Origin of the sequence: Bifidobacterium saguinibicoloris, from assembly GCF_019331725.1 — a bacterium.
In the GTDB taxonomy this organism is placed as follows: Bacteria; Actinomycetota; Actinomycetes; order Actinomycetales; family Bifidobacteriaceae; genus Bifidobacterium; species Bifidobacterium saguinibicoloris.
Genome location: NZ_JAHBBF010000002.1, coordinates 108,045 through 129,938 on the forward strand (window position 1 = coordinate 108,045; position 21,894 = coordinate 129,938).

A 21,894-nucleotide genomic window follows, 5' to 3' on the forward strand; every position below is an offset into this window, starting at 1 on the left:
GTTATCATTCTATGCCGCGCCGGAACGTCGCGCAATCCGGGAGGGGGCAACGGATGCGGTCAGCCCCGGCATCGGGCACCGGCCCGACCGCGCGCCGCACACTCACGCACGGACGCCCGGACCATCGGACGCTCAGTCACTCAGTCCAACGGCAGCACGGTGGTGGGCGATCCGGCATGCAGCGTCAGACACCGGACCGGTTCGCCGTCGGGGGCGATGCGGAACACCGTCAGATCGTCCGACACCTCGTTCGCCGCGATGACGACCCGTCCAACCGCACGCAGATGACGGGGCCGACTGCCCCCGCTGGACACGCCGCGGCCGCGCCATCCGACTCCATCCGGCCCGGCGAGACGATGCAGTCGAGACCCGTCCCAGCGCAGCGCGATGATGCGTTCGGACCCGCGCAGCCCCACGTAGACCATGCCGGATTCCGCGCCACGGTCCACGCCGGAGGCTCCATCACGGCCTGCACCGGCGATTCCATCACGGTCCGCACCGCCCCGGCCGTCACCGTCATCCGGCACGAAGGCCAGCGACGCGGCCTGATCGCCGTCGTCGCCGCCCAGGTCGACGGTGTCGAGCACCCCGATGCCGCCCGCATCCAGCTCGCCGCTGCACGGTCCCAGCACCGTGACCGTGTCGCCCCATTCGTCGACGACGGCCACACGCCACGCGCCGTCACGTGCGGGCAGCAGGTGCATGTCCCTCGGACCGGTGCCCGGCGCGAGCACCACCGAGCCCACACGCACAAGCACGCCATCCCGCCAACGATGCACATGGATACGATCGGCACCCAAATCGGTGCTCAGCACGCGGCCGTCGGGCAACGCGAGCGCCCAATGCGCATGCGGCCCCTCCTGCGCCGGCAGTGGTCCACGCCCCTCACCGTGCAGCACCTGCGCCACCTCGCCCAATCCGCCGCCGTCACCGATCGGGAACACGCAGACGGCCCCGCCGACATAGCATGCGACGATCGCGTGCCTCGCGCCGCGGTCGTCCACGGCGACCGTCACGTGCGCGGGCCCGGCACTGGGCACGGGCACGCGCGACACCAATTCGAGCCTCGGCTCGCCGCCGACGCGGGTCAGACGCAGCGCGGCGAGTTCATCGCTGTTCTCCAGCACCGCGTACACCATGTCGCCGTCCCGCTCCAGCCATGAGGGCGACGGCAGGTCGGACAGCAGTCCGGCACGTTCCAGCGAGATCCCGGGCACATCGGCGGCCGCATGAATCGCAGGGCCCGCATATCCCGCCGAGTCGGCCGAATCCGCAGAATCCGTACGCCCCATATGTCCCGCACGCCCTACGTAATCCGCATGTCCCGTATGGTCCACATGCAGCACATACCATTCGATCCCCGGGCTGTGGGATCCCTGCAGGGCGCCGAATCCGCCCACCAGCACGTCGATGTCTTCGCTCATGCCCTCCAGTGTAGGGACCGCCGGCGGCAGGATGCTCCTAGCCGACGCGTGCGAGATGCGTCGATCACGGCAGCAGCAGCGGGCGCAGCGTCTCCTCGCCGGCGAACCGGATGCCGGTCAGGCCGCGTACGGCGGCGGCCGCGGCGTCCGCGTTGCGCTGTTTGTCGTCGACGAACGCCGCATGCGCCGGGTCGACGCCGAACCGTGCGATGGCGCGACGGTAGATCTCCGGGTCCGGCTTGTGGATGCGTTCGGCGCTGGAGACGACGACGCCCTTGAGGACGCCGAGCGCCGGGAACAGTTCGCGCGCCGCGTCGACGTATTTGACGGTGAAGTTGGTCAGTCCCCAGCAACGCACGCCGGCCGCGTCGAGGTCGTGCAGCAGCGCCGCCATGCCGGGCAGCATGCCCGTCAGCGCGCGCCGCTGCCGCGCGAAGTACGTCGCGAACGCGCGCAACCGCACCGCCGCGTCCGATTCATCCGATACGTCCGATTCGTCAGATACGCCGTTCCCGCCGACGATGGCGCGTCGCGCCTCATCCCCGCCGACGCCATGATGTTCCGCGTAGTCGGCGAGGATGCGCCCCTCACTCCAGCCCAGGTCGGACAGCTCGTCGTAGTGCCAGAAGCCGTACGGATCGTCGCGGTCGAACAGCCGGTCGAGCACGTCGTCGGGGAACAGCCCCGCGACGGCCCGGCGCGGCCGCCAGTCGACCAGCACGTCGCAGAAATCGAAGATCACGTCGTCATAGGCGAACACGGCACTCATACGCGCCACTGTACGCCACGGCGTGTGCGCGAACGGACGGTCTCTCGGGAACCGGCACGGGAGGCCCTTCACGCGCCTGCGATTCCGCCGTTTTCGGCGCCTCCGTCCACACACCCGACCATATGGAGAGATACGTCTCGAAAAGACGGGACGCGATGCTATGGTGTGATGCCGTCAAATACGGTGCCCGTCCCAAGTGATTCACGAAATCGACGGAGGGTCGCCACCTGAAATACCGCGTCTGCGGTCGACGTCGACCGGTCGAACCGTTTCGAACGCCGCAGCAACGTGGTGATAGTCCGAAACCACATCCGAAAACCGCATCATCCAAGGAACGAAACCATGAAATACACCGTCATCGGCGCGGGAGCCATGGGCCTGCGCTACGGCATCCTGCTGCAGGAGCACACCGACGCGCACGTCGACTTCATCGACACCTGGCAGCCGCACATCGACAAGATCCGCGAGCAGGGCGGCGTGTACGTCAGCCGCGACCATGAGAACCGCCGTCTCATCCCCATCAACCTGTACACCCCGGAGGAATACGAGGGCGATCCGGACGTGTGGATCATCTTCATGAAGCAGATGCAGCTCGAGGAGATGATGGGGCGCTGCGCCCACCTGTTCAAGGACCATCAGGTCGCGTTCAGCGCGATGAACGGCTGGGGCCATTTCGAGAAGATCGCCCAATACTTCCCCGAGGACCGCATCTACGGCGGCACCGCGCTCGTCGCCACCGTGCTCAACGGCCCGGGCGACGTGGACTTCATCGGCAAGTCCGGCGCCGGCACGATGCACATGTGCGCGATGACCAACGAGGTGACCGACATCGAGCAGGCCATCTTCGCCGACTTCCAGCAGGCGAACCTCAACCCGGAGATCGCCGACGACTTCAAGGGCATGTGCATGGCCAAGATCGTGTTCAACTCGGTGGTGAACACCCTGTGCACGATGTACCAGATCACTATGGGCCAGTTCATCAGCTATCCGGGCGCCCGCGACATGGCCATGCAGCTCATCAACGAGGCGTACGACGCGTGCGACCGCGCCGGCATCAAGCTCATCAACACGCGCGCCGAGGAGCTCGAGTCCGTCGACTACGTGAGCCGTACCGGCAACCCCCTGCACTACCCGTCGATGTACCAGGACATGAGCCGCGGCCGCAAGACCGAGGTCGACTACATCAACGGCTACATCGCCAAGCTGGGTCGTGAGAACGACTACGTGTGCCGCACGCACGAATTCCTCACCCACGGCGTGCATCTGGCCGAGCTCGCGTTCCAGTACCACCATCAGGGCGAGTGACGGCCTGACGTTCCATCCTTCCGATGGCGGACGAACCGGCCGCGCGACGGTCCGGTAATACGATGCGCGTACCATGCCGGACAATGGTCCGGCATGACCGTCGGACGTCGGGGAACGGAGGGACGACATGACGTATGCGCAGGCGCTGCTGGGGTTCGCGCTGGTGGCCGGTTCGATGGCGCTGCTGCCCGGACTGGACATGATGATGGTGGTCAACGAGACCATCAATTCGACGCGCCGACGCGGCATCGCCGCCGCCTGCGGTATTTCGTTCGGCGTGCTCGCATGGGCGGTGGCAGCCGCCGTCGGCCTCGCCGCGCTCATCAACGCGTTCCCGCTCGCCTACGATGCGATCCGCCTGTTCGGCGGCGTGTACCTGTTGTATCTGGCGTTCAGTCTCGTCCGCCGCCCGCGGAGAAAGACGTCCGACGCCGCGGTCGCCGATGCCACGGTCGCCGATGCCACGGCTGCCGACGCCACGGCTGCGTCCGCGACGCGGACCGTCCCTCCCGCACGTTCCGTCGATGCGTCCGACGCGCCCGATGCGTCCGATGCGTCCCGCGGCCGCCGCGCGGGTTCCGGCGCCCCCATCGTATCGTCGTTCGTGCGTGGGTTCCTCACCGACCTGTTCAACCCGAAGATCGGCGTGTTCTACATCGCCGTCATCCCCCAGTTCCTCGTGCCCGGGGTGGACCATCTGCGGATGGGCGTCTCGTTGGGGCTCATCCATTTCACCGAGAGCATGCTGGTGCTCATCACTCTCGCCTGCATGGCGGCGTTCTTCGCCGGCAAGCTCAGGTCGGAGCGGTCACGCCGCGTACTGAGCCTGGTGTCCGCCGGCATCATGGCCGTGCTTGGTGGCGTGACCATCGCCGACGCGGTGCGCAGTCGTCTCGCCGCGTGACCGTCTCGCCGCGGTCGCTTCGATTCCGCGGGTCCGGTCGTCGCCGTGCGGATACGCGAAGACCCGCTTCCGATTCATGTCCCGGTCAACGAGGCATTGTCGGATGCGGGTCTTCACACCGCCGGACGGTGATGCCGGAATCAGGCGTCCTTCTGGCTGATGAGCAGCAACACGCCGCCGATGATGTTCAGGAAGATGAGGTCGCACACGCCGAAGGCCACGGTGTTGGGCTTCGTGCCCTTGTAGATGCCCCAGCTGCGCAGGGTCATCGGAATGCCCCATGCCAGCGGGATGAGCAGCCAGCACGTGGCGAGGACGCTCAGCAGGTTGAAGATGAAGGCGACCATGCGCAGCGTCTTGTCCGAGCTGGACATGGCGTACGTGGCGCCCGGGGCGATGGTCGTCGCCGGAGCGGCCTGCGCGTAGCCGGCCTGCGCGGGGGCGGCGCCCTGAGCGGGAGCGGTGTTGGCCGTCCACTGGTTGCCATCCCAATAACGAAGCTGCGAAGCGTTGCCGGACGGATCCGGATACCAACCGGGCTGTACTGCGGACATAAGAACCCTCCTTGAAGTACGACGCCCTCTTCTTCGGCGCCTGTTGTCACGTACGGCATTACGTATCTGTCGACGTAATGCATACTGTAGTCGCCGGAATGTCGCATTACCGTCTTTTTCCCATCCCGCAACGCCGAATTCATCCCACAACCGCGCTCAGACAGCGCGCCGCCCGCATGCCGATGCCGCGGACGCGTCCCACGCGTATACTGTTCGGGGCCGCGCAAGGCCGCCGGCCGCAACGAACGTGCGCAAGCAGGAGAAGACCAGAGGGAAGCATGAGCCAACCCGACCATGACACCGCATCCGTCGACGCGACGGACGAACCGAACCAGACCGCCGCCGCATCGCCGGCATCGACGACGGCATCGTCGAACACCCCGGACGCGACGTCCGCGGACCATCCGGAACGCAGACACGCCCTGCACACGAACCTCAAACGCGGCATGGAATCGCGCCACCTGCAGATGATCTCCCTGGGCGGCGTGATCGGCACCGGCCTGTTCCTGAGCTCCGGATACACCATCCAGCAGGCGGGCCCCATCGGCACGATCCTCGCGTACGGCATCGGCGCGCTCATCGTATACCTGGTGATGCTCACGCTCGGCGAACTGTCCGTGGCGATGCCGGTCACCGGCTCGTTCCACGTGTACGCGGAGAAGTTCATCGGCCCGGCCACCGGATTCGTCATCGCCATCCAGTACTGGCTCACGTGGACGGTGGCGCTCGGCAGCGAGTTCACGGCCGCGGGCCTGCTCATGCAGCGGTGGTTCCCGCACACGCCCACATGGATATGGAGCGCGGCGTGCATCATCCTCATCTTCACGGCGAACGCGCTGTCCGTGCGGTTCTTCGCGGAGGCGGAGTTCGTGTTCGCCTCCATCAAGGTGTTCGCGATCTGCGCGTTCATCGCGATCGGCCTGCTCGCCATCTTCGGCATCATCCCCATCGCCGGATACACGCATGCGCCCATGTTCGGCAACCTCGTCAAGGACGGCGTCTTCCCGAACGGCTTCATGCCGGTGTTCGCCACGATCCTCACGGTGAACTTCGCGTTCTCCGGCACCGAGCTCATCGGCGTGACGGCCGGCGAGACCCGCAACCCGGAGGTGGCGGTGCCGAAGGCCATCCACACCACACTGTGGCGTCTCGTACTGTTCTTCATCGGCTCGATCACGGTGATGTGCGCGCTGATCCCGTGGCGCCAGGCGGGCGTGGGCGAAAGCCCGTTCGTGCTCGTGTTCAACTCCATAGGCATCCCGTACGCGGCTGACATCATGAACTTCGTGGTGCTCACGGCCGTGCTGTCCGCCTCGAACTCCGGCCTGTACGCGTCCACGCGCATGGTGTGGTCGATGGGCAACGAAGGCATGATCCCCCGCTGGTTCGCGAAGACGAACCGTCACGGCGTGCCGATGCTGGCCCTGTGCGCAGCCATGGCCGGCGGCCTGCTCGCCCTGCTGAGCTCGGTGGTCGCGGCCTCCACCGTGTATCTGGTGCTGGTGGCGCTGTCCGGTCTCTCGGCCGTGGTGGTGTGGATCGCGATCGCGTACTGCCAGATCGCATTCCGCCGCAAATGGGTGGCGTCCGGCCACTCGGCGGACGAGCTCGTCTACCGCACGCCCGGATACCCGTACACCTCGTGGGGCGCGTTCATCCTGTGCACGGCCTCGTTCCTGCTGGTGTTCTTCGACAAGGAGCAGCGGTTCGCGCTGGGCGCGGAGCTCGTGTTCATCGCGGTCTGCTACGCGGCGTACTTCCTGCAGCAGTGGTGGCGTCGCCGTCACCCGGCGGCCAAGGTCCAGCTGCCGTAAGCGGCGGCGCATACGCGTTGTCCGTCACGATGTGCATCGCGCCGGACAACGTGCCGGACACCATTGCGGGCAGCCGCATATGTAGCGCAGGATGAACAGCACGCGACGCCGCGATGAAATCCGTCACCCACGCGGAGAGCGGCCCGCGGACGCTCCGTACACTGGGGAACCGTGAACATCATCGCGCCACCGTCGTCCGCCGGAACCGACGGCTTCCCCTCCGACGAGGCCGTCGGCCGCACGGAGGCCGACGCGACGTTCGGACGACGTCCCCTGCGCGTCCTCGTCGTCAGCGAATCGTCGCTGGAACAGACGAACGGCGTATCCGGCAGCATCCGACACATCCTCGACCGGTTCGCCGAACGCGGGTTCGACGCGCGCGTCATCGCACCGGGACCGGCACCAGAAGGCGGCGCATACGCGGGATATCCCGTCGAAGAGACGCCGTCGTTCCCGATCCAACGGTTCAACGTGGCGGTCACGACGAAATCCTCGGTGATCCGCGACATCCTCGACGGACCGAAACCGGACGTCATCCACGTCGCCGCGCCGATCTCGAAACTCGGCCATGCGGCGCTCATCGCAGGCGACGAACTGCACGTGCCGACCGTCGCCATCTATCAGACCGACGTGGCGCAGTACGCGCGTCGGTTCGCGCGCGAGGCGGTGACCGGCGAGAAAGGCGTGGACGGCACGGCACCGTCCGCAGTCGAGCGTTCCGCAGCCGACCGTTCCGCATCGAAGAAGGACGCCGACAGCGCCTGGCCCCGGCATACGAAATGGCTCCGGCGCATCGGCAAGGCGGCCGGGGAACAGGCGGAACGCATCGTGGCGGAACGCATGGCCCGCATGCACAATCTCGCCACCATGACGCTCGCCCCCACCGAGGATGCGCGCGACCGGCTCGAATCGTTCGGCGTGGACCCCGACCTCATCCGGCTGTGGGGCCGCGGCGTGGACACCACGCTGTTCTCCCCCACGCGCGCCGACGACCCGCAGGCCCGCGCATGGCATCGGGAATGGAGCGACGACGGGCGGCTGCCGGTCGTCGGGTACGTGGGCCGGCTCGCCCCGGAGAAGCAGGTGGAACGCCTCGTCGCGCTTGATGGGCTGCGCATGCGGCTGGTCGTGGTGGGCGGCGGCGTGAGCGCACGGGAGCTGCGCAGACGTCTGCCGCACGCGGTGTTCACCGGCATGCTGCACGGACGCGACCTCGCCGACGCCTACGCGGCGCTGGACGTGTTCGTGCACACCGGTGCGGAGGAGACGTTCGGCCAGACCATCCAGGAGGCGATGGCGAGCGGGCTGCCCGTGGTGGCGCCGGCGAGCGGCGGCCCGCTCGACCTGGTGGACGAGGGCAGGACCGGACTGCTGTTCGACCCGCACGACGAGGACGACGCCGACCTGCACGACCGCGTGGGCAGGCTCATCGACGACGACGCGCTGCGGCACGGCATGGGGGCCGCCGGACTGGAAGCCGTCCAAGGGCGCACCTGGCCGGCGATGGTCGACCGGCTCATCGACTACTATCATCTCGCCATGGAGCTGCGCATGGCGCAGGACGGATGACCGCGTTCCGCGGGGTTGGGAGGCCGATATGACCGGTCGGATCAGTGCATGCCGCTTCGGTGTGGTCATGCTGCGCATATTCTGGTGGACGACGCTGGTGTTGGGGCTGGCGTTGGCGGTCACGTTGGCGACGATGCTGACGGTTTCATGGCCGGTGCCGTGGGGCGACGGCTGGCCCGCGTGGACGATCGCGCTGGTGCTGGTGTTCCTGGTCGAATCGGTGGTGTTCTGGACCGGCATCATCACCGTGTATCTCACGTCGGTGCAGTTGGGATTGAAGATCCGCGTGATCGGCGTCCTGTGCGGCTGGATTCCGATCGCGAACCTGGTGGCGCTGCATCTCATCATCCGCACCGTGGCGGAGGAGGTGCGATTCGAATCGGCGAAGGAGCGTCTGGACCGTTCGCGTGCGGCGGCACGCGTGTGCGCGACTCGTTATCCGGTGCTGCTCGTGCACGGCGTCTTCTTCCGCGACACGAAGGCGCTCAACTATTGGGGCCGCGTGCCGGCGGAGCTGGAGCGCAACGGCGCGACCATCTATTACGGCGAACACCAGTCGGCCGCATCCGTCGCGGACAGCGCGCAGGAGCTGACCGCGCGCATCCGCGGCATCGTCGAGGCGACCGGCTGCGGGAAGGTGAACGTCATCGCCCATTCGAAGGGCGGACTGGACATGCGCTATGCGATCGCCCGCTGCGGTGCGGGACGTTGGGTGGCGTCGCTGACGACCATCAACACGCCGCATCGCGGCTGCGGGTTCGCCGACTATCTGCTGACGAAGATCCCGGCAGGAGTGCAGCGGCGTGTGGCGTCCGCCTACAATGCGGCCGCCTCGCATCTGGGCGACAAGCAGCCCGATTTCATGGCCGCCGTGCATGACCTCACGCAATCCGGGTGCGCCCGGCTCAACGGGGAGATCGGCGACGGCGCGCTGCTGGCGCAGGGTGCGGCCGCGGCCGCCCGGCCCACGTTCCCCGGAACGCCGGCGGGCACGCCGACGTGGCCGGCACCCGGCACGGCCGTCCCTCAGGTCGTCCCGACGGCGGTCACGCCGGTCACACCGTCGTCCTCCATGACCGTCGGTTCCGCCGCGTCGCACGACGACCCGTTCGCCGGCATCGTCTGCCGTAGCGTCGGTTCGAAGCTGGCGCACGCCACGACCGGCAAGTTCCCGTTGAACTTCACGTATCCGTTGGTGAAATGGTTCGACGGCCCGAACGACGGTCTGGTGTCGTTGCCGTCGTTCCCGTGGGGCGAGAGCTTCACTTGGCTGGAGCCGAACGGCGTGCGCGGCATCTCGCACGCGGACATGATCGACCTGAACCGCGAGAACATCCCCGGATTCGACGTGCGCGAGTTCTACGTGCAGCTGGTGGCGGATCTGAAGCGTCGCGGGCTGTAGGGACCGCGGGGTGCGTCGCCGTTCTCGGGACCGCCCCTTGTCGTCCGTCCGGTCCATCCGGGTTTCCTTGCGCTGGGAACATCTCAGCGCAACAATTCCCGGCAGTCGACCGGAATCCCCGGGATTCCTTCACTCAATCAGTCTCAGCACAAGAAAACCCGGCGCCATCCCCAGGCCTCCGGGAATCATTGCACTGAGCACCCTTCAGCACAAGAAAACCCGGGTTCTCGGCACAGGCAGAACGAACCTCGGTCTATGAACGACGCCGGAACGCAAAAGGCCACCGCTACTGCGGTGGCCTTGACGGGTGGGCGATGTAGGAATCGAACCTACGACCCCTTCGGTGTGAACGAAGTGCGCTAGCCGCTGCGCCAATCGCCCGTGCATATTGAATTGTCAGGTCGAAAAACAAAACCGGCAGTCACCTGCCGGCCGCTATTCGAGTGGGCGATACAAGATTCGAACTTGTGACCCCTTCCGTGTCAGGGAAGTGCGCTAGCCACTGCGCCAACCGCCCGGTTGTCGTCAGCCGGCGAACCGGCTTTCAGAGAGCGGACAACGGGACTCGAACCCGCGGTCTCAACCTTGGCAAGGTTGCGCTTTACCAACTAAGCTATGTCCGCAGTGCTTCGTGCGAAGCAACAGGTGGAAAAGATACGCGGTTTTCGTCGACCATGCAAATCGCGGCGCGTCGTCGGCGTGTCGCACACGACGAAACGCAACGGCGCGACGGCTTCCGTCGCGTTATACCGCCATGTCACACGATTACAATGGGGCTGGTTGAAGCCTTGCACGACGGGGAGGTGACGATGGCCAACGTATTCGATTATGTGAAGCGCGAGACGCGGCAGCTCACCGACCCCGACGCGCCGTTCAACGAGGTGGATGCGCTCGTGTTCGCCTCCCTCGCCTACGAGGACGTGGCGCGCATCTCCCCCACGCTGTCGCTGGCGGACGACAAGGCCGTCTCGTTCGCCGCCCGTCTGCGTGCGTTCCGTCCGCGCCATCCATGGATGTGGGTCAAGGGCCTGGTCGACGAGCCGTTCCCCTCGATGACGCTCGTGGAGGCGAACGACGCGCTGCACCGCGGCGACGACGTCGCGCGCGAACCGTCGGCCGACGACGCACAGGAACCGGAATCGGCCGGCACGGACCGACGGGCCGACGGCGCGGCGACGCACGACGTGGAAATGGTCGGACTCGCCGACCCCGAGGAGACGCACGCGTTCTTCCGTGCCGTGGCCGAATCGCCGCGCTTCGCCGCCACACGGCTGGGCGCAGTGGTGGAACATGTGAACCCGGGCGAACAGACGCAGTTCGCCGCCATGACGTTCCGACTGCCGGACGGCCGCGGCTGGAACGGACGGCCGCTCGCATCGCGCGCAACCAGAACGCAGGACGGGGAGCCGCGACACGGATGGCCGCATCGGAACGTGGACCCGACGCGCGGCGGCACACTGGTCATCGCGTTCCGCGGCACCGACGACTCGCTCATCGGCTGGAAGGAGGACTTCAACATGTCCTTCCAGTACCCGGTGCCGGCGCAACGCGCGGCAAGCGCATACCTGGACATGGTGGCGCGCCTGTGGAAGGGCGACATCGTGCTGACCGGGCACTCGAAGGGCGGCAATCTGGCGGTGTACGCGGCGATGAACGCCGACGAGGAGGTGCGGCGCCGCATCCGACACGTGTATTCGCTGGACGGCCCGGGATTCCCACCGAACGTGGTGACGTCGCGCCAGTATCTCGCGACGCAGCCGATGGTGACGAAAATCGTGCCGAGTTCGTCGATCGTGGGGCAGATCTTCGAGACGCCGGAGCCATGCCGCGTGGTGGCGTCCGATTCGGACGGCATCATGCAGCATTTCACGTTCTCATGGCAGGTGGAGGGCGACCATTTCGTGGCCGAACCGGATCTGGCCTCAAGCTCCCAGCTGTTCAACGAGTCGTTGAACGCGTGGATGCGCGATCTGACGGTGGAGCAGCGTGAGCGTGCGGTGGACGCGTTGTTCGCGGTGCTGCATGCGAACGGCGCGACGACGTTCTCCGAGGTGATCGCAGGCTTCCCCGGATCGATTCCGGCGATGGTCGCCTCGATGTTCGGCCTGTCCGCGCAGGACCGCCGTCATCTGCTCGAGGCGACGGCCATTCTGGTCAAGGCCGCGATGGCCCGCGGACCCCGCGGACCCCGTAGCGGCCGATAATCGCGGCAATTGGGGCACCGGCGCGGCAAACGGCCGCTGACACGGTGCTGGCGGCCGAAAATCGCGGCGACACGGACGCTGGCGCGACAAACGGACACTGATGGAGGCCCAGAGGCCGATAGCCGCGGAAGCCAAGGTCCCAACGCGAACATCGGCCCCTGACGAGGTGCCGGCGGCCGATAGCCGCGGAAGCCACCCGCTTGGCGCGAATTCCGGACGCTGGCGAACGTCTCCTTATTGGTTATACTGTCTAGACAAGCTGTCTAGACCGACGCCATGAACGATGATCACAAGGAGGAGCCATGCCACGCCCACGCAGGGATTCGACCATCCCACCCGCCAAGGAGCGCATGGAGAGCGCGTTCTGGAAACTGCTCGGGGAACGCGAATACCGGCACATCACGGTCACCGACATCGTCCGCGACGCCCAGGTGAATCGCAATTCGTTCTACTACCACTTCTCCGGGCTGCCGGAACTCGCCGACGCCGCCATCCTCACCGAAGTGCGCTCGTCACCGCTCGTCCAGGACGTGCCGGACCCGGATGCCGATCCGCAGCTGCAATGGCGCAAACGCATCACCCATTTCATGAACTCGCCGCGCGAACGGGAACGCCTCGACCGACTGGCGCTGCTCGCCGGCCCGCACAGCTCCCCCGAGCTCATCGAGTCGCTGCGTGATTTCGTGCGCATGTCGCTCATGCAGATGCTGGAGCTGACTGCCGACGATCTCGATCTCAAGACCGACCTGACCATCGACTTCTCCGTGGGCGGGCTGCTCGCCATCCTGCGCCGCTGGCCCGAACTGCGTCAGAGCGTCTCCATGGACGACCTGCTTAACGAGGACATCGCCGTGCTCGCCATGGGCATGTACATGTCCATGTCCAAGGAGAACATGCTCGCCTACTGGAACCGCATCTTCAACAAGTAGTAGGACGCGACGCGGGCCCAATCCCGGGCTCCTACGTCCGTTCCTACAGAATCGGACGCGACGCGGCCGATTCCCCGGGCGAAACGTCCGTTCCTTCGGAATCGGACGCATGGGCCACCCGACCGGCGCCGGCGCTGTGCGGTTTCTCACAGGGATGAATCGCGCCCGGGTGATGGCGTTTCCCGCACGGGCGCGGAATGATGGAAGCTATGACGAACGACGATTCCACACGGCAGCTCTTCGACATCGCGGACATCCCCACCGTCGCCCCCATGGCCTGCGGCGCCTCGCACACCGCGCACCACGCACGGCTCCGGAGCGACGACGCGAAAGCCGGCGCCACCACCGCGGACGCGGCGGCGGCCGCGCCCACGCAGCGCACGGAGCCCCCGCGCACACGCACCGAACACGACTGCATCGGCGAGATGGAGGTGCCGGCGGACGTGTATTGGGGCATCCACACGCAGCGCGCCATCGGCAACTTCCCGGTCTCCGGCATCACCGATTCACAGCATCCGGAACTCATCCGCGCCTACGCGACGGTCAAGCGGGCGTGTGCATCCGCGAACGAGGAGCTGGGGCTCATCGACCCGGACAAGGCGCGGTTCATCCGCGAGGCGTGCGTGGAAATCGAAGGCGGCAAGCTCGCCGACCAGTTCCCGGTGGACGTGATGCAGGGCGGCGCCGGCACCTCGTCGAACATGAACATGAACGAGGTGATCGCGAACCGCGCGCTCGAGCTCGCCGGGCATGAACGCGGCGACTACGCGTACATCCACCCGAACGACGACGTCAACGAATCGCAGTCCACGAACGACACGTATCCGGCCGCCTGCAAGCTGGCGCTCATCGACGCGCTGCACCCGTTGAGCGAATCCACGAAGGCGTTGGCGCAGGCGTTCCACGATCTGGCCGACAAGCACATCAACGACGTGACGATCGGCCGCACGCAGCTGCAGGACGCCGTGCCGATGACGTTCGGCCAGGAGTTCCACGCATTCGCCACGCTGCTCAAATCCGATCTGGCCGCCTTCGAACGGCTCGTGCCGCAGCTCGCCCAGCTCAACCTCGGCGCCACCGCCATCGGCACCGGTATCTGCGCCGACCTCCGGTTCCGCAAGGCGGCGACCGCGCATCTGGCGCGCATCACCGGCCTGCCGATTACGGCGGCGCCCGATCCGGTGGCGGCGATGACCGACATGGGCGCGTACGTCTCGACCTCCGCGGCGCTGAAGAACCTCGCCGTGCATTTGAAGAAGGCGGCCGACGACCTGCGTCTGCTCAACTCCGGCCCGCGATGCGGCTTTAACGACCTCGACGTGCCGGCCCGTCAGGCCGGGTCGAGCATCATGCCCGCGAAGGTGAACCCGGTGATCCCGGAATGCGTGAACCAATGCTGCTTCATGGTGTTCGGCATGGACGTGACCGTGAACTGGGCGGTGGCGGAAGGCCAGCTGCAGCTCAACGCGTTCGACCCGGTGATGGTGCACGAGCTGCTCACCGGCATGGCGCTGCTCACCAACGCGATGGACGCGTTCCGCACGAACTGCGTGGAGGGCATCGTGGTGCACACCGAGGTGGGACGCGCGCACGCCGAATCGACGCCGTCGATCTCGGCCGCGCTCAACCACTACATCGGCTACGAGCAGGGTTCGGCGATCGCCGCGGAGGCGGTGCGCTCCGGGCGCACGGTGCGCGAGGTGGCCGGCGAGATGACCGACCTGCCGGCGGACCAGCTGGACGAGATCCTCGACCCGGCGAAGCTGGCGCGCGGCTTGGGCCAGACCTGCCGCGAGCACATGGTGTGAGGTGTGAGCACACGGGTGCGCACAACGCCGCCCCGTCTTCCGGCCGGAGCCGTCCCCGCGGCGAAGCCGGCCCCGACCGGAAGACCTTCACCGCTTCTTCTCCGGAGATTTCCGGTAGATATGTACCGGACGCCCAGCCGCACGGTTATCGTGGACCGTATGAACGATTTCCAGACGACGATGCTTGACTGGCTCCGGGCGAACAGCGGCAAACTGATTCTGCTGATCATCGTGTTCGCCGCCGCGTGGGCGGCGGACCGCATCCTGCGGCGCGTGGTGCGCAAGGTCCTCGACAATTCACAGATTCCCAGCGCCTCAATCTTCGTGAACCTCATGCGCGTGGTGGTGTGGTGCGCGGCCGCCACGGTGGTGCTGCAACCGGTGTTCGGCATCAACCCCACCACGCTGGTCACCGCCCTCGGCATCGGCGGCGTCGCCCTGTCGCTGGGCCTGAAGGACACGATCGCGAACGTAATCGGCGGGTTCGGGCTCATGCTCGGCAGGGTCATCCAGCCCGGCGACCTGGTGTCCATCCAGGGCGTCACCGGCACAGTGGTGGACATCACGTGGCGGCATTCAATGATCGAGACCCGTGGCGGCGACCGCATGGTCATCCCGAATTCGATCCTCAACACGGCCTCGCTCACCCGACTCACGCCGGTGAACGAGAGCATCGCCACGGTGCCGTTCACGGTGAAGGGCAGCTGCGACCCGGACGAGGTGAGCCGGGACATGATCCGGCGTGTCGAAGAGGGTGCCGCGGACGTGATGCGCCCGGAGAACCCGCCGCTGGTGAAGTTCACCGGATTCTCGCCGTACGGCGAGGAGGGGCAGATCCTGGTGTTCGTGCGGGACGGCATCCTGCTGTCCACCGCGCAGGACAAGGCGGCGCGGGCCATCGCCACCGCCGATTATCTCGTCAAGGACGGCGGCGCCTCGGAGTGAGCCGTCCGGCCCGTATCGGCTTATACGGCGAGAACCATTCAATCGGCATCGGCCGATACGACGCGGTCCGGGCGACGTCGTCCGGACCGGAAGCCGTCAGCCGAAGGTCAGGATGCCCATCTGCCACAGGCCGAGCACGATGGTGAGCACCGTGTAGACGATCATCGCCGGGTTGAGGAAGGCGATTCGTACGCCTTGCCAGCCCGGCAGCCGTTCCGGCGGATCATAGAATTCGATGGCGCGCCAGTTGCGCGCAAGCAGCACGACACCGCCCACGGCCACGGCCATCAGCACGAAGCTATACAGGAGAACACCGATTATGCCCGGATTGGCCTGCGCCGCCGCCATCATCTCCTGTTCGGTCATCGTCCCCTCGGCGATCCGGGACGTCTGATCCCCGGCCAGGGACATCACCAGCGGCGCCACCAGAGCGCCGTTCGCGTTGAGGATCATGTGCATGGCCACCGAATACCGCAGCCGGCCGGTGCGCATGTACACGTACCCGAACACCAGTCCTATGCCGAACGCATAGAAGAACTGGAACAGGTTCATGTGGAACAGTGCGAACGCGAACGCGGACAATGCGATGGACGTGCGCTCACCGTATCGCCGCGTGCGGTCGATGAGCTGCCTGCGGAACATCCATTCCTCGAAGAACGGCGCGATGAGCACCATGAACAGGGCGTTCACCCAGATGTCGCCGTTGGCGATGAGGTCGTTGATCCGGTTGGTGGCGGTGCCGCCGGAGATGATCTTCGACAATCCGCTGCCGATGAGATTGCCCGCCATCATGATGGGGAAGCAGACAGCGAGCATGGTGAGGAAGCGTCGCACGTCCAACGGGAACTGTCTGACCTTGAGGACGGGCACGCGCGCGAACACCAGCATGGACAACGGCATGGCCACACAGTAGAGCGGCACGCCGGAGACCGCCAACGTCACCCAGACGGGCGCCCCATTAGGGAAATACGGGTCCAGCAGGCCGCCGATCACCATGCCGAGCCCCACCCATACCGCGATGACCACGCACAGACCCACGCCGATGAGCACGAACCGGCGGTGCGCCTCGAAGAGCGAGGCACCGCCGGCGCGTCCGTCGCTTCCGCCGCCGGGATGACCGGGACGGCCGGGTTGCGGTCCCTGCGGCGGCTCCGGGGGTTGCCCCATCAGCCACAGTCCCGAATCGGATTGGTAGGTCTGCTCCTCCGGCACGTCGAACCGCGGCGGCATCCGTCCGGGGTCCTGCGGCCGCCCCGTCTCCGGCTGCGGCGACTGCGGTCCTTCCGACTGCGGAGCCCCCGATTGCGGCTCATCCTGCGATTGCGGCCTGTCCTGCGGCCCCCATGGCTGCGGCGTCTGTCCACTCATGACACCCAGCTTACGGCATGCCGGCGGGCGGCCCGGCCGTCGGAAAGCAGGACCGTCGCAGCCTGCCCATCACGGCGGAACCGGCGAGACGACAAAGCCGTCGGACCGGAGCATGACCATCACTCTGATCCGACGGCAAGCCTGTCGGTTCCGGAAAACGAACCGACCGCACAATCGGCCGACGAACGACGGCCGGGGAACCGGCCGAAGCCGAAGGCCGCGCCTTCAGCAGGCGAGCGCGGCGACGGCGCGAGGCGTGACGACCACCTCGTCACCGGGGGCGAGCCCTTCGGGCAGCTCGTTGGCGGGCAGCTGCACGGTGACCTTGAGGCGTTCGCCCTTGTTCCAATGCACGAACTCGTCGCTGGAGACCACGCAGTCCACGCGGGCCACGGCGCCAAGGAAGTGGATGACCTCCACGCGGGCGCGCTCACCGGTCGCAGGCGCGCCGGCGGCACCGGCAGCGCCGGCACCGTCCACGCGCGCCAGCGCGATGTTCTCCGGGCGCACGAGCACCGCCACCGGATCACCCTTCTTGGAGCCGGGCAGCAGCGGCACGCGCTGGCCGAACACCACGGCCTCCTCGCCGTCGGAGACGCCGGGAAGACGGTTGGTGAGACCGATGAACGTGGCCACGTATTCGGTGGCGGGACGACGGTAGAGGTCCTGCGGGGCGGCGATCTGCTCGATGCGCCCGTGGTTCATGACGCCGACGCGGTCGGCCACGGCGAGCGCCTCCTCCTGGTCGTGGGTGACGAACACGGTGGTGGTGCCGGTGTTGAGCTGGATGCGGCGGATCTCATCGCGCAGCTGCACGCGGACCTTCGCGTCGAGCGCGGACAGCGGCTCGTCGAGGAGCAGCACGCGCGGCTTGATGGCGAGGGCGCGGGCGAGGGCGACGCGCTGCTGCTGGCCGCCGGACATCTGCTGCGTGTACTTGCCGGCCTGGTCCTTGAGGCCGACGAGTTCGAGCTGCTCCATGGCGATGCGGCGGCGTTCCGCCCTGCCGACGCCGCGTACTTCGAGTCCGAATTCGACGTTCTCGACGGCGGTCATGTGCGGGAACAGCGAGTAGGCCTGGAACACCATGGCCATGTCGCGCTTGTTGACGGGCACGCCGGTGACGTCCTGTCCGCCGACGAGGATGCGGCCGCCCTGGATGTCCTCGAGTCCTGCGAGGGAGCGCAGCGCGGTGGATTTGCCGCAGCCGGAGCCGCCGAGGAGCACGACCATCTCGCCGGGCTTGATGTCGAGGTTGAAGTCGTCGAGCGCACGCTTGGTGGCGCCCGGGTAGATCTTGACGACGTCCTGCATCTGGATGCCGCCTCCACGCGTGGTGGAGTCCTTGAGCAGGGCCTTGGCGGCCGCGGTCACATCGTGGCCGTGGACGCCGTCGAGCGTGGCGTTCGGGTCGTTCTTGAACGCGTCCTCGTCGGTCTTCGGGGCCGTCACATTGTGTTCTGCAAGAGACATGGTGGTTTACTTGCCTTCCTTGGATTTGGCAACGCGCTCGGAGATGAGGTCGAGCGCGACCAGCAGCACCACGCCGAACAGCAGCGCGAGCAGCGACATGGCGGTGGAGATCTGGGAGTTGGACTGGCCGAGCTGGTAGAGCGCGACCTGCAGGTTCATGCGGCCGAGCAGCGAGGCCACGGTGTATTCGCCGAGCACGACGGCGATGGAGATGAAGCTGGCGGACAGGATGGACTGCCACAGGTTCGGGATGATGACGCGGAAGAACACCTTGGGCCAGGACGCGCCGAGCGAGCGCGACGCCTCGACCAGCGTCTTCACGTCGATGGAGTTGAGGCCGACGGCGATGGCGCGGAACGCGAACGGCATGACGAGCACGACGTACGCGAAGCACAGCCAGATCGGGTTGGTGTTGAGCAGCGAGGAGCTGAGCCAGCGGTAGATCGGACCGAGGCCGACGACCAGCACGATGGCGGGGATGGTGAGCGGCAGGGTGGCCACCCATTCGATGGCGCGTTCCAGCGCCTTGGAGCGGATGTGCACGATCACCATGGTCGGGACCATGAGCAGCAGCATGAGCACGACGGTCACCGCGCACAGGGCGAGCGAGGCGCCGAGCCCCTGCCACAGCACGGTGAGGTCCGCGCCGAGCGACTCGCCGTTGCCGGTGAAGATCGCGACCCACGGGGCCAGCGACCAGCGCCCGGACAGCGGGTGGCGGAGCGTGAAGACGAGCATGGAGATGAGCGGCACGAACAGGAACGCCAGCGTGACGAACAGGATGACGAACTTGATGACGCTCTGCCGGCGCACGCGCGCGGCGCGCAGCTGCGGCGGACGCTCCCCTGTCGGCTCAAGCGTTTCGGTTGATTTCACGGCTTCGTTCACTGCCAACGTCCGGCCCTCTTTTCCACGGCATGGCTCAACAGCATGACGATCGCCACGACGACGATCATCGCGAACGCCAGCACCTGGGCGAAGCCCTGCTGGTTGGGGTCCATCTCGTTGCGCATGGCGCCCTGGATCATCAGCGGCACGAGGATGGAACGCTGGGAGAACAGGGCGGCGGCGGTCGCGTACGCGGAGAACGCGGAGGCGAACAGCAGCAGGAACGCGGAGATGAAGCGGGGCGCGAGGATCGGCAGGGCCACGCGCGTCCAGTATTGGACGGTGTTGCCGCCGAGCGACTCGCACGCCTCACGCCACTGCGGGCGGATCGAATCGACCGCGGGCAGGAAGATGATGATCATCAGCGGGATCTGGAAGTAGCAGTAGACGGTCACGAGGCCCGGCATGGAGCTCAGCCAGTTCGGGTTGACGGTGAGGCCCGTCATCGTCTTGATGAGCATGGTGCCGATGCCGTTGATGCCGATGGTCGCGATGAACGCGAACGCGAGCATGACGCCGCCGAACTGCGCGAGCACGGACGAGATCGCGGAGATCATGCGTCGCAGCAGGCCGTTCGGCTTGGCGCCGATGACGAGCGCGTAGGAGGCGAGGCCGCCCACGACGGCGCCGATGACGGACGACGCGACGGACACGACGATCGACGTGACGAACGCCGCGATGGTGTTCGGTTCGGTCAGTTTGCTGAAGTTGGCGAGGGTGAAGCCGCCGTCACGCGTCTGGAACGCGCCGATGACGACGATGATGGTGGGGGCGAGCAGGAAGCACGCCGTGTAGGCGAAGAACGGGAGCGTCACCATGAAGGTGCCGAGCTCCTTGCGGTGCTTCGCCAACGTGGAGGAGGTAGCCGACGGGCCCGCCGGCCTGGTGGCGGCGGACCCGTGCTGTGCGATTGCTGCGGTCATGGCTTGTGATGCCTTGATTGCGGATGCGCTGGACGCTGACCGTCAGTTGCCGATGGTCTGGTCCCAGTTGTTCTGGAGCCATTCGGTGATGCGGTTGGCGTCGTCGTTGCTGTAGCTGACCGGCTTGCCTTCGATGGTGACGGCGTCCTTGAGGGTCGTCTGGTCGACGGTGCCGTCCTGCTTCATGGAGTCGAGGAGGACCGGGTTGGCGCCGCCCTTGAACCACAGGTTCTGGGCTTCGGCGGTGTACAGGTACTCCTCCCACAGGCGGGCGGCGGCCGGGTGCGGCGCGTCCACGTTGATGGCCTGGTTGTAGTAGCTGACGACCTGGGCCTTCGGGAAGGTCTTGTACTCCCAGTTGACGCCCTTGCTCTTCAGCTCCTTCTTGTAGGAGGCCTGGTTGTAGGTCCAGTCCATGACGACGCCGGTCTGGCCGGAGTCGATGGTGCCGTTGGTCACGTCGACGGTGGTGAGGTTGCCGGCGTCCTTGAGCTTCTTGAAGAAGTCGAGGCCGGGCTGGAGGTTCTTGGTGTCGCCGCCGGCCAGCTGGTTGACCATCAGGTAGCCGTTGAAGGCGGCGCCGGCCTCGGCGGGCTTGCCGTTGAGGGCGACGGTGCCGGCGAACTTCGGGTCGAGCAGGTCGTTGAGGCTCTTGATCTCGCCGTACTTGTCCTTGTTCCAGCCGATGGACATGATGCCGGTGTAGTCGGCGTAGTAGGCGCCGTTGGCGTCCTTGTTCTCATCCGGGATCTTGTCCCAGGCCTGCACCTTGTAGGGGGCAAAGGCGCTGGTGGAGGTGGCGGCGATGGACTGGCCGACGTCGAACACGTCCGGGGCGGCGTCGGTGCCCTTGTTGGTCTTGGCGGCGTCGAGCTCCTCCTTGGAGGAGGCGTTCGGGTTGAGCTCGGTGATCTTGATCTTCGGGTACTTCTTCTTGAAGGTGGAGATGACCTCGCCGTAGTTGGACCAGTCGTGCGGCAGGGCGATGACGTTGAGCGCGCCCTCCTTCTCGGCGGCCTTGACGAGGTCGTCCATGGTGCCGAAGTCGGCGAGCGACGTGGCCTTGGCGGACTTCTGGTCGACGGTGACGGCCTTGCCGGTGGAGGCGTTGCCGCCATCGGAGGAGGCGTTGCTCGAACCGCAGGCGGCCATCGAGAACGCGAGCACGCCGGCGATGGCGCCGGCGGCGAACTTACGCAGGTTCTTCATTGGGTTTCCTCTTTACTCAACTGTCCTCTAGGGAGTCGGGGCATGTCATCGCGCTGCATTCACGCGGCCCGTAATTCCAAATCAGAACGCTACGGCCGTTATCCGTCGCGACATCGACGTCCCGGTGAACTCCGTGCGACGTTGCGCGAAGCATTGATGAATTCGGGGAAACTATAGATGAATTGCGACGTGGACTGGAATATGGGCTGCGACGTCTACGTCGTTTTCACCGCCTTGCGACGACGACGGACGACGTGGCCGTGTGGGGAGGCACCGATACGACGAGGGGACGGTTCCATTCGTCGGACCGCCGCATCGCACGCCGAAAACGCCGTCGGCCCTCCCGCCCGCGACATACGGACGGAAGGGCCGACGGCCCGCGCACGACGTGCGCGGGAGACGACGT

At 66.7% G+C, this 21,894-nt stretch carries 17 protein-coding genes and 3 tRNA genes; 9 read left to right on the forward strand and 11 right to left on the reverse strand.

Annotated features, from left to right (window positions below):
- Nucleotides 1-140 precede the first annotated feature (140 nt).
- Complete coding sequence (locus KIH78_RS02315; RefSeq protein WP_236034361.1) at nucleotides 141-1,424, reverse strand: lactonase family protein; 1,284 nt, start codon at nucleotides 1,422-1,424, stop codon at nucleotides 141-143.
- Nucleotides 1,425-1,488: 64 nt separating this feature from the next.
- On the reverse strand, nucleotides 1,489-2,193 hold the full coding sequence (locus KIH78_RS02320; protein WP_219131064.1) for an HAD-IA family hydrolase: 705 nt from the start codon (nucleotides 2,191-2,193) through the stop codon (nucleotides 1,489-1,491).
- Between the two features lie 342 nt (nucleotides 2,194-2,535).
- On the opposite strand from KIH78_RS02320, the gene KIH78_RS02325 reads away from it, so the two are divergent.
- Together KIH78_RS02325 and KIH78_RS02330 are read left to right on the forward strand one after the other, a co-directional pair.
- The gene (locus KIH78_RS02325) at nucleotides 2,536-3,498 is read left to right on the forward strand and encodes a ketopantoate reductase family protein (protein ID WP_219131065.1); all 963 of its coding nucleotides are present in this window, start codon (nucleotides 2,536-2,538) and stop codon (nucleotides 3,496-3,498) included.
- Nucleotides 3,499-3,625: 127 nt separating this feature from the next.
- Nucleotides 3,626-4,402: a LysE family translocator gene (locus KIH78_RS02330; RefSeq protein ID WP_219131066.1), complete on the forward strand. Its 777-nt coding sequence runs from the start codon at nucleotides 3,626-3,628 to the stop codon at nucleotides 4,400-4,402.
- A 140-nt stretch (nucleotides 4,403-4,542) separates the two neighbouring features.
- Here KIH78_RS02330 and KIH78_RS10545 read toward each other — a convergent pair whose 3' ends face one another.
- On the reverse strand, nucleotides 4,543-4,956 hold the full coding sequence (locus KIH78_RS10545; RefSeq protein WP_236034362.1) for a DUF2510 domain-containing protein: 414 nt from the start codon (nucleotides 4,954-4,956) through the stop codon (nucleotides 4,543-4,545).
- A gap of 278 nt (nucleotides 4,957-5,234) precedes the next feature.
- Here KIH78_RS10545 and KIH78_RS02345 point away from each other — a divergent pair, with 278 nt between their 5' ends.
- The 3 genes from KIH78_RS02345 (at nucleotide 5,235) to KIH78_RS02355 (ending at nucleotide 9,741) form a co-directional block, all read left to right on the forward strand.
- On the forward strand, nucleotides 5,235-6,770 hold the full coding sequence (locus KIH78_RS02345; RefSeq protein ID WP_338024101.1) for an amino acid permease: 1,536 nt from the start codon (nucleotides 5,235-5,237) through the stop codon (nucleotides 6,768-6,770).
- Between the two features lie 171 nt (nucleotides 6,771-6,941).
- Nucleotides 6,942-8,339 (forward strand): glycosyltransferase family 4 protein, encoded by a 1,398-nt coding sequence (locus KIH78_RS02350; protein ID WP_219131067.1) that lies wholly within the window; start codon nucleotides 6,942-6,944, stop codon nucleotides 8,337-8,339.
- A 28-nt stretch (nucleotides 8,340-8,367) separates the two neighbouring features.
- Nucleotides 8,368-9,741, forward strand: a complete 1,374-nt coding sequence (locus KIH78_RS02355) for an esterase/lipase family protein (protein ID WP_219131068.1) — start codon at nucleotides 8,368-8,370, stop codon at nucleotides 9,739-9,741.
- A gap of 308 nt (nucleotides 9,742-10,049) precedes the next feature.
- On the opposite strand, the gene KIH78_RS02360 is transcribed toward KIH78_RS02355, so the two are convergent.
- The 3 genes from KIH78_RS02360 to KIH78_RS02370 all read right to left on the reverse strand — a co-directional run bounded on the left by KIH78_RS02360 (nucleotide 10,050) and on the right by KIH78_RS02370 (nucleotide 10,364).
- Nucleotides 10,050-10,122 (reverse strand) — tRNA-Val (locus KIH78_RS02360).
- A gap of 63 nt (nucleotides 10,123-10,185) precedes the next feature.
- A tRNA-Val gene (locus tag KIH78_RS02365) sits at nucleotides 10,186-10,258 on the reverse strand.
- A gap of 33 nt (nucleotides 10,259-10,291) precedes the next feature.
- Nucleotides 10,292-10,364, reverse strand: a tRNA-Gly gene (locus tag KIH78_RS02370).
- A 186-nt stretch (nucleotides 10,365-10,550) separates the two neighbouring features.
- Here KIH78_RS02370 and KIH78_RS02375 point away from each other — a divergent pair.
- The 4 genes from KIH78_RS02375 to KIH78_RS02390 all read left to right on the forward strand — a co-directional run bounded on the left by KIH78_RS02375 (nucleotide 10,551) and on the right by KIH78_RS02390 (nucleotide 15,627).
- Nucleotides 10,551-11,945: a DUF2974 domain-containing protein gene (locus KIH78_RS02375; RefSeq protein ID WP_219131069.1), complete on the forward strand. Its 1,395-nt coding sequence runs from the start codon at nucleotides 10,551-10,553 to the stop codon at nucleotides 11,943-11,945.
- Nucleotides 11,946-12,247: 302 nt separating this feature from the next.
- Nucleotides 12,248-12,874 (forward strand): TetR/AcrR family transcriptional regulator, encoded by a 627-nt coding sequence (locus KIH78_RS02380; protein ID WP_219131070.1) that lies wholly within the window; start codon nucleotides 12,248-12,250, stop codon nucleotides 12,872-12,874.
- A 209-nt stretch (nucleotides 12,875-13,083) separates the two neighbouring features.
- Nucleotides 13,084-14,682 carry an aspartate ammonia-lyase gene (locus KIH78_RS02385; protein WP_274608259.1) on the forward strand — a complete coding sequence of 533 codons (1,599 nt, stop codon included), beginning with the start codon at nucleotides 13,084-13,086 and terminating at the stop codon, nucleotides 14,680-14,682.
- Between the two features lie 159 nt (nucleotides 14,683-14,841).
- Nucleotides 14,842-15,627, forward strand: a complete 786-nt coding sequence (locus KIH78_RS02390; protein ID WP_219131071.1) for a mechanosensitive ion channel family protein — start codon at nucleotides 14,842-14,844, stop codon at nucleotides 15,625-15,627.
- Nucleotides 15,628-15,723: 96 nt separating this feature from the next.
- Here KIH78_RS02390 and KIH78_RS02395 read toward each other — a convergent pair whose 3' ends face one another.
- The 5 genes from KIH78_RS02395 to KIH78_RS02415 form a co-directional block, all read right to left on the reverse strand.
- Nucleotides 15,724-16,995, reverse strand: a complete 1,272-nt coding sequence (locus KIH78_RS02395; protein ID WP_219131072.1) for a CPBP family intramembrane glutamic endopeptidase — start codon at nucleotides 16,993-16,995, stop codon at nucleotides 15,724-15,726.
- Nucleotides 16,996-17,220: 225 nt separating this feature from the next.
- Nucleotides 17,221-18,468 (reverse strand): ABC transporter ATP-binding protein, encoded by a 1,248-nt coding sequence (locus KIH78_RS02400; RefSeq protein WP_219131073.1) that lies wholly within the window; start codon nucleotides 18,466-18,468, stop codon nucleotides 17,221-17,223.
- Nucleotides 18,469-18,474: 6 nt separating this feature from the next.
- A complete protein-coding gene (locus KIH78_RS02405) occupies nucleotides 18,475-19,362 on the reverse strand; it encodes an ABC transporter permease (protein WP_219131074.1) in 888 nt (295 codons plus the stop codon).
- Nucleotides 19,353-20,279, reverse strand: a complete 927-nt coding sequence (locus KIH78_RS02410) for an ABC transporter permease (RefSeq protein WP_219131075.1) — start codon at nucleotides 20,277-20,279, stop codon at nucleotides 19,353-19,355. Before KIH78_RS02410 ends, KIH78_RS02405 begins: the two co-directional genes overlap by 10 nt.
- A 42-nt stretch (nucleotides 20,280-20,321) precedes the next feature.
- Nucleotides 20,322-21,488, reverse strand: a complete 1,167-nt coding sequence (locus KIH78_RS02415) for an ABC transporter substrate-binding protein (protein ID WP_219131076.1) — start codon at nucleotides 21,486-21,488, stop codon at nucleotides 20,322-20,324.
- Nucleotides 21,489-21,894: the final 406 nt, after the last annotated feature.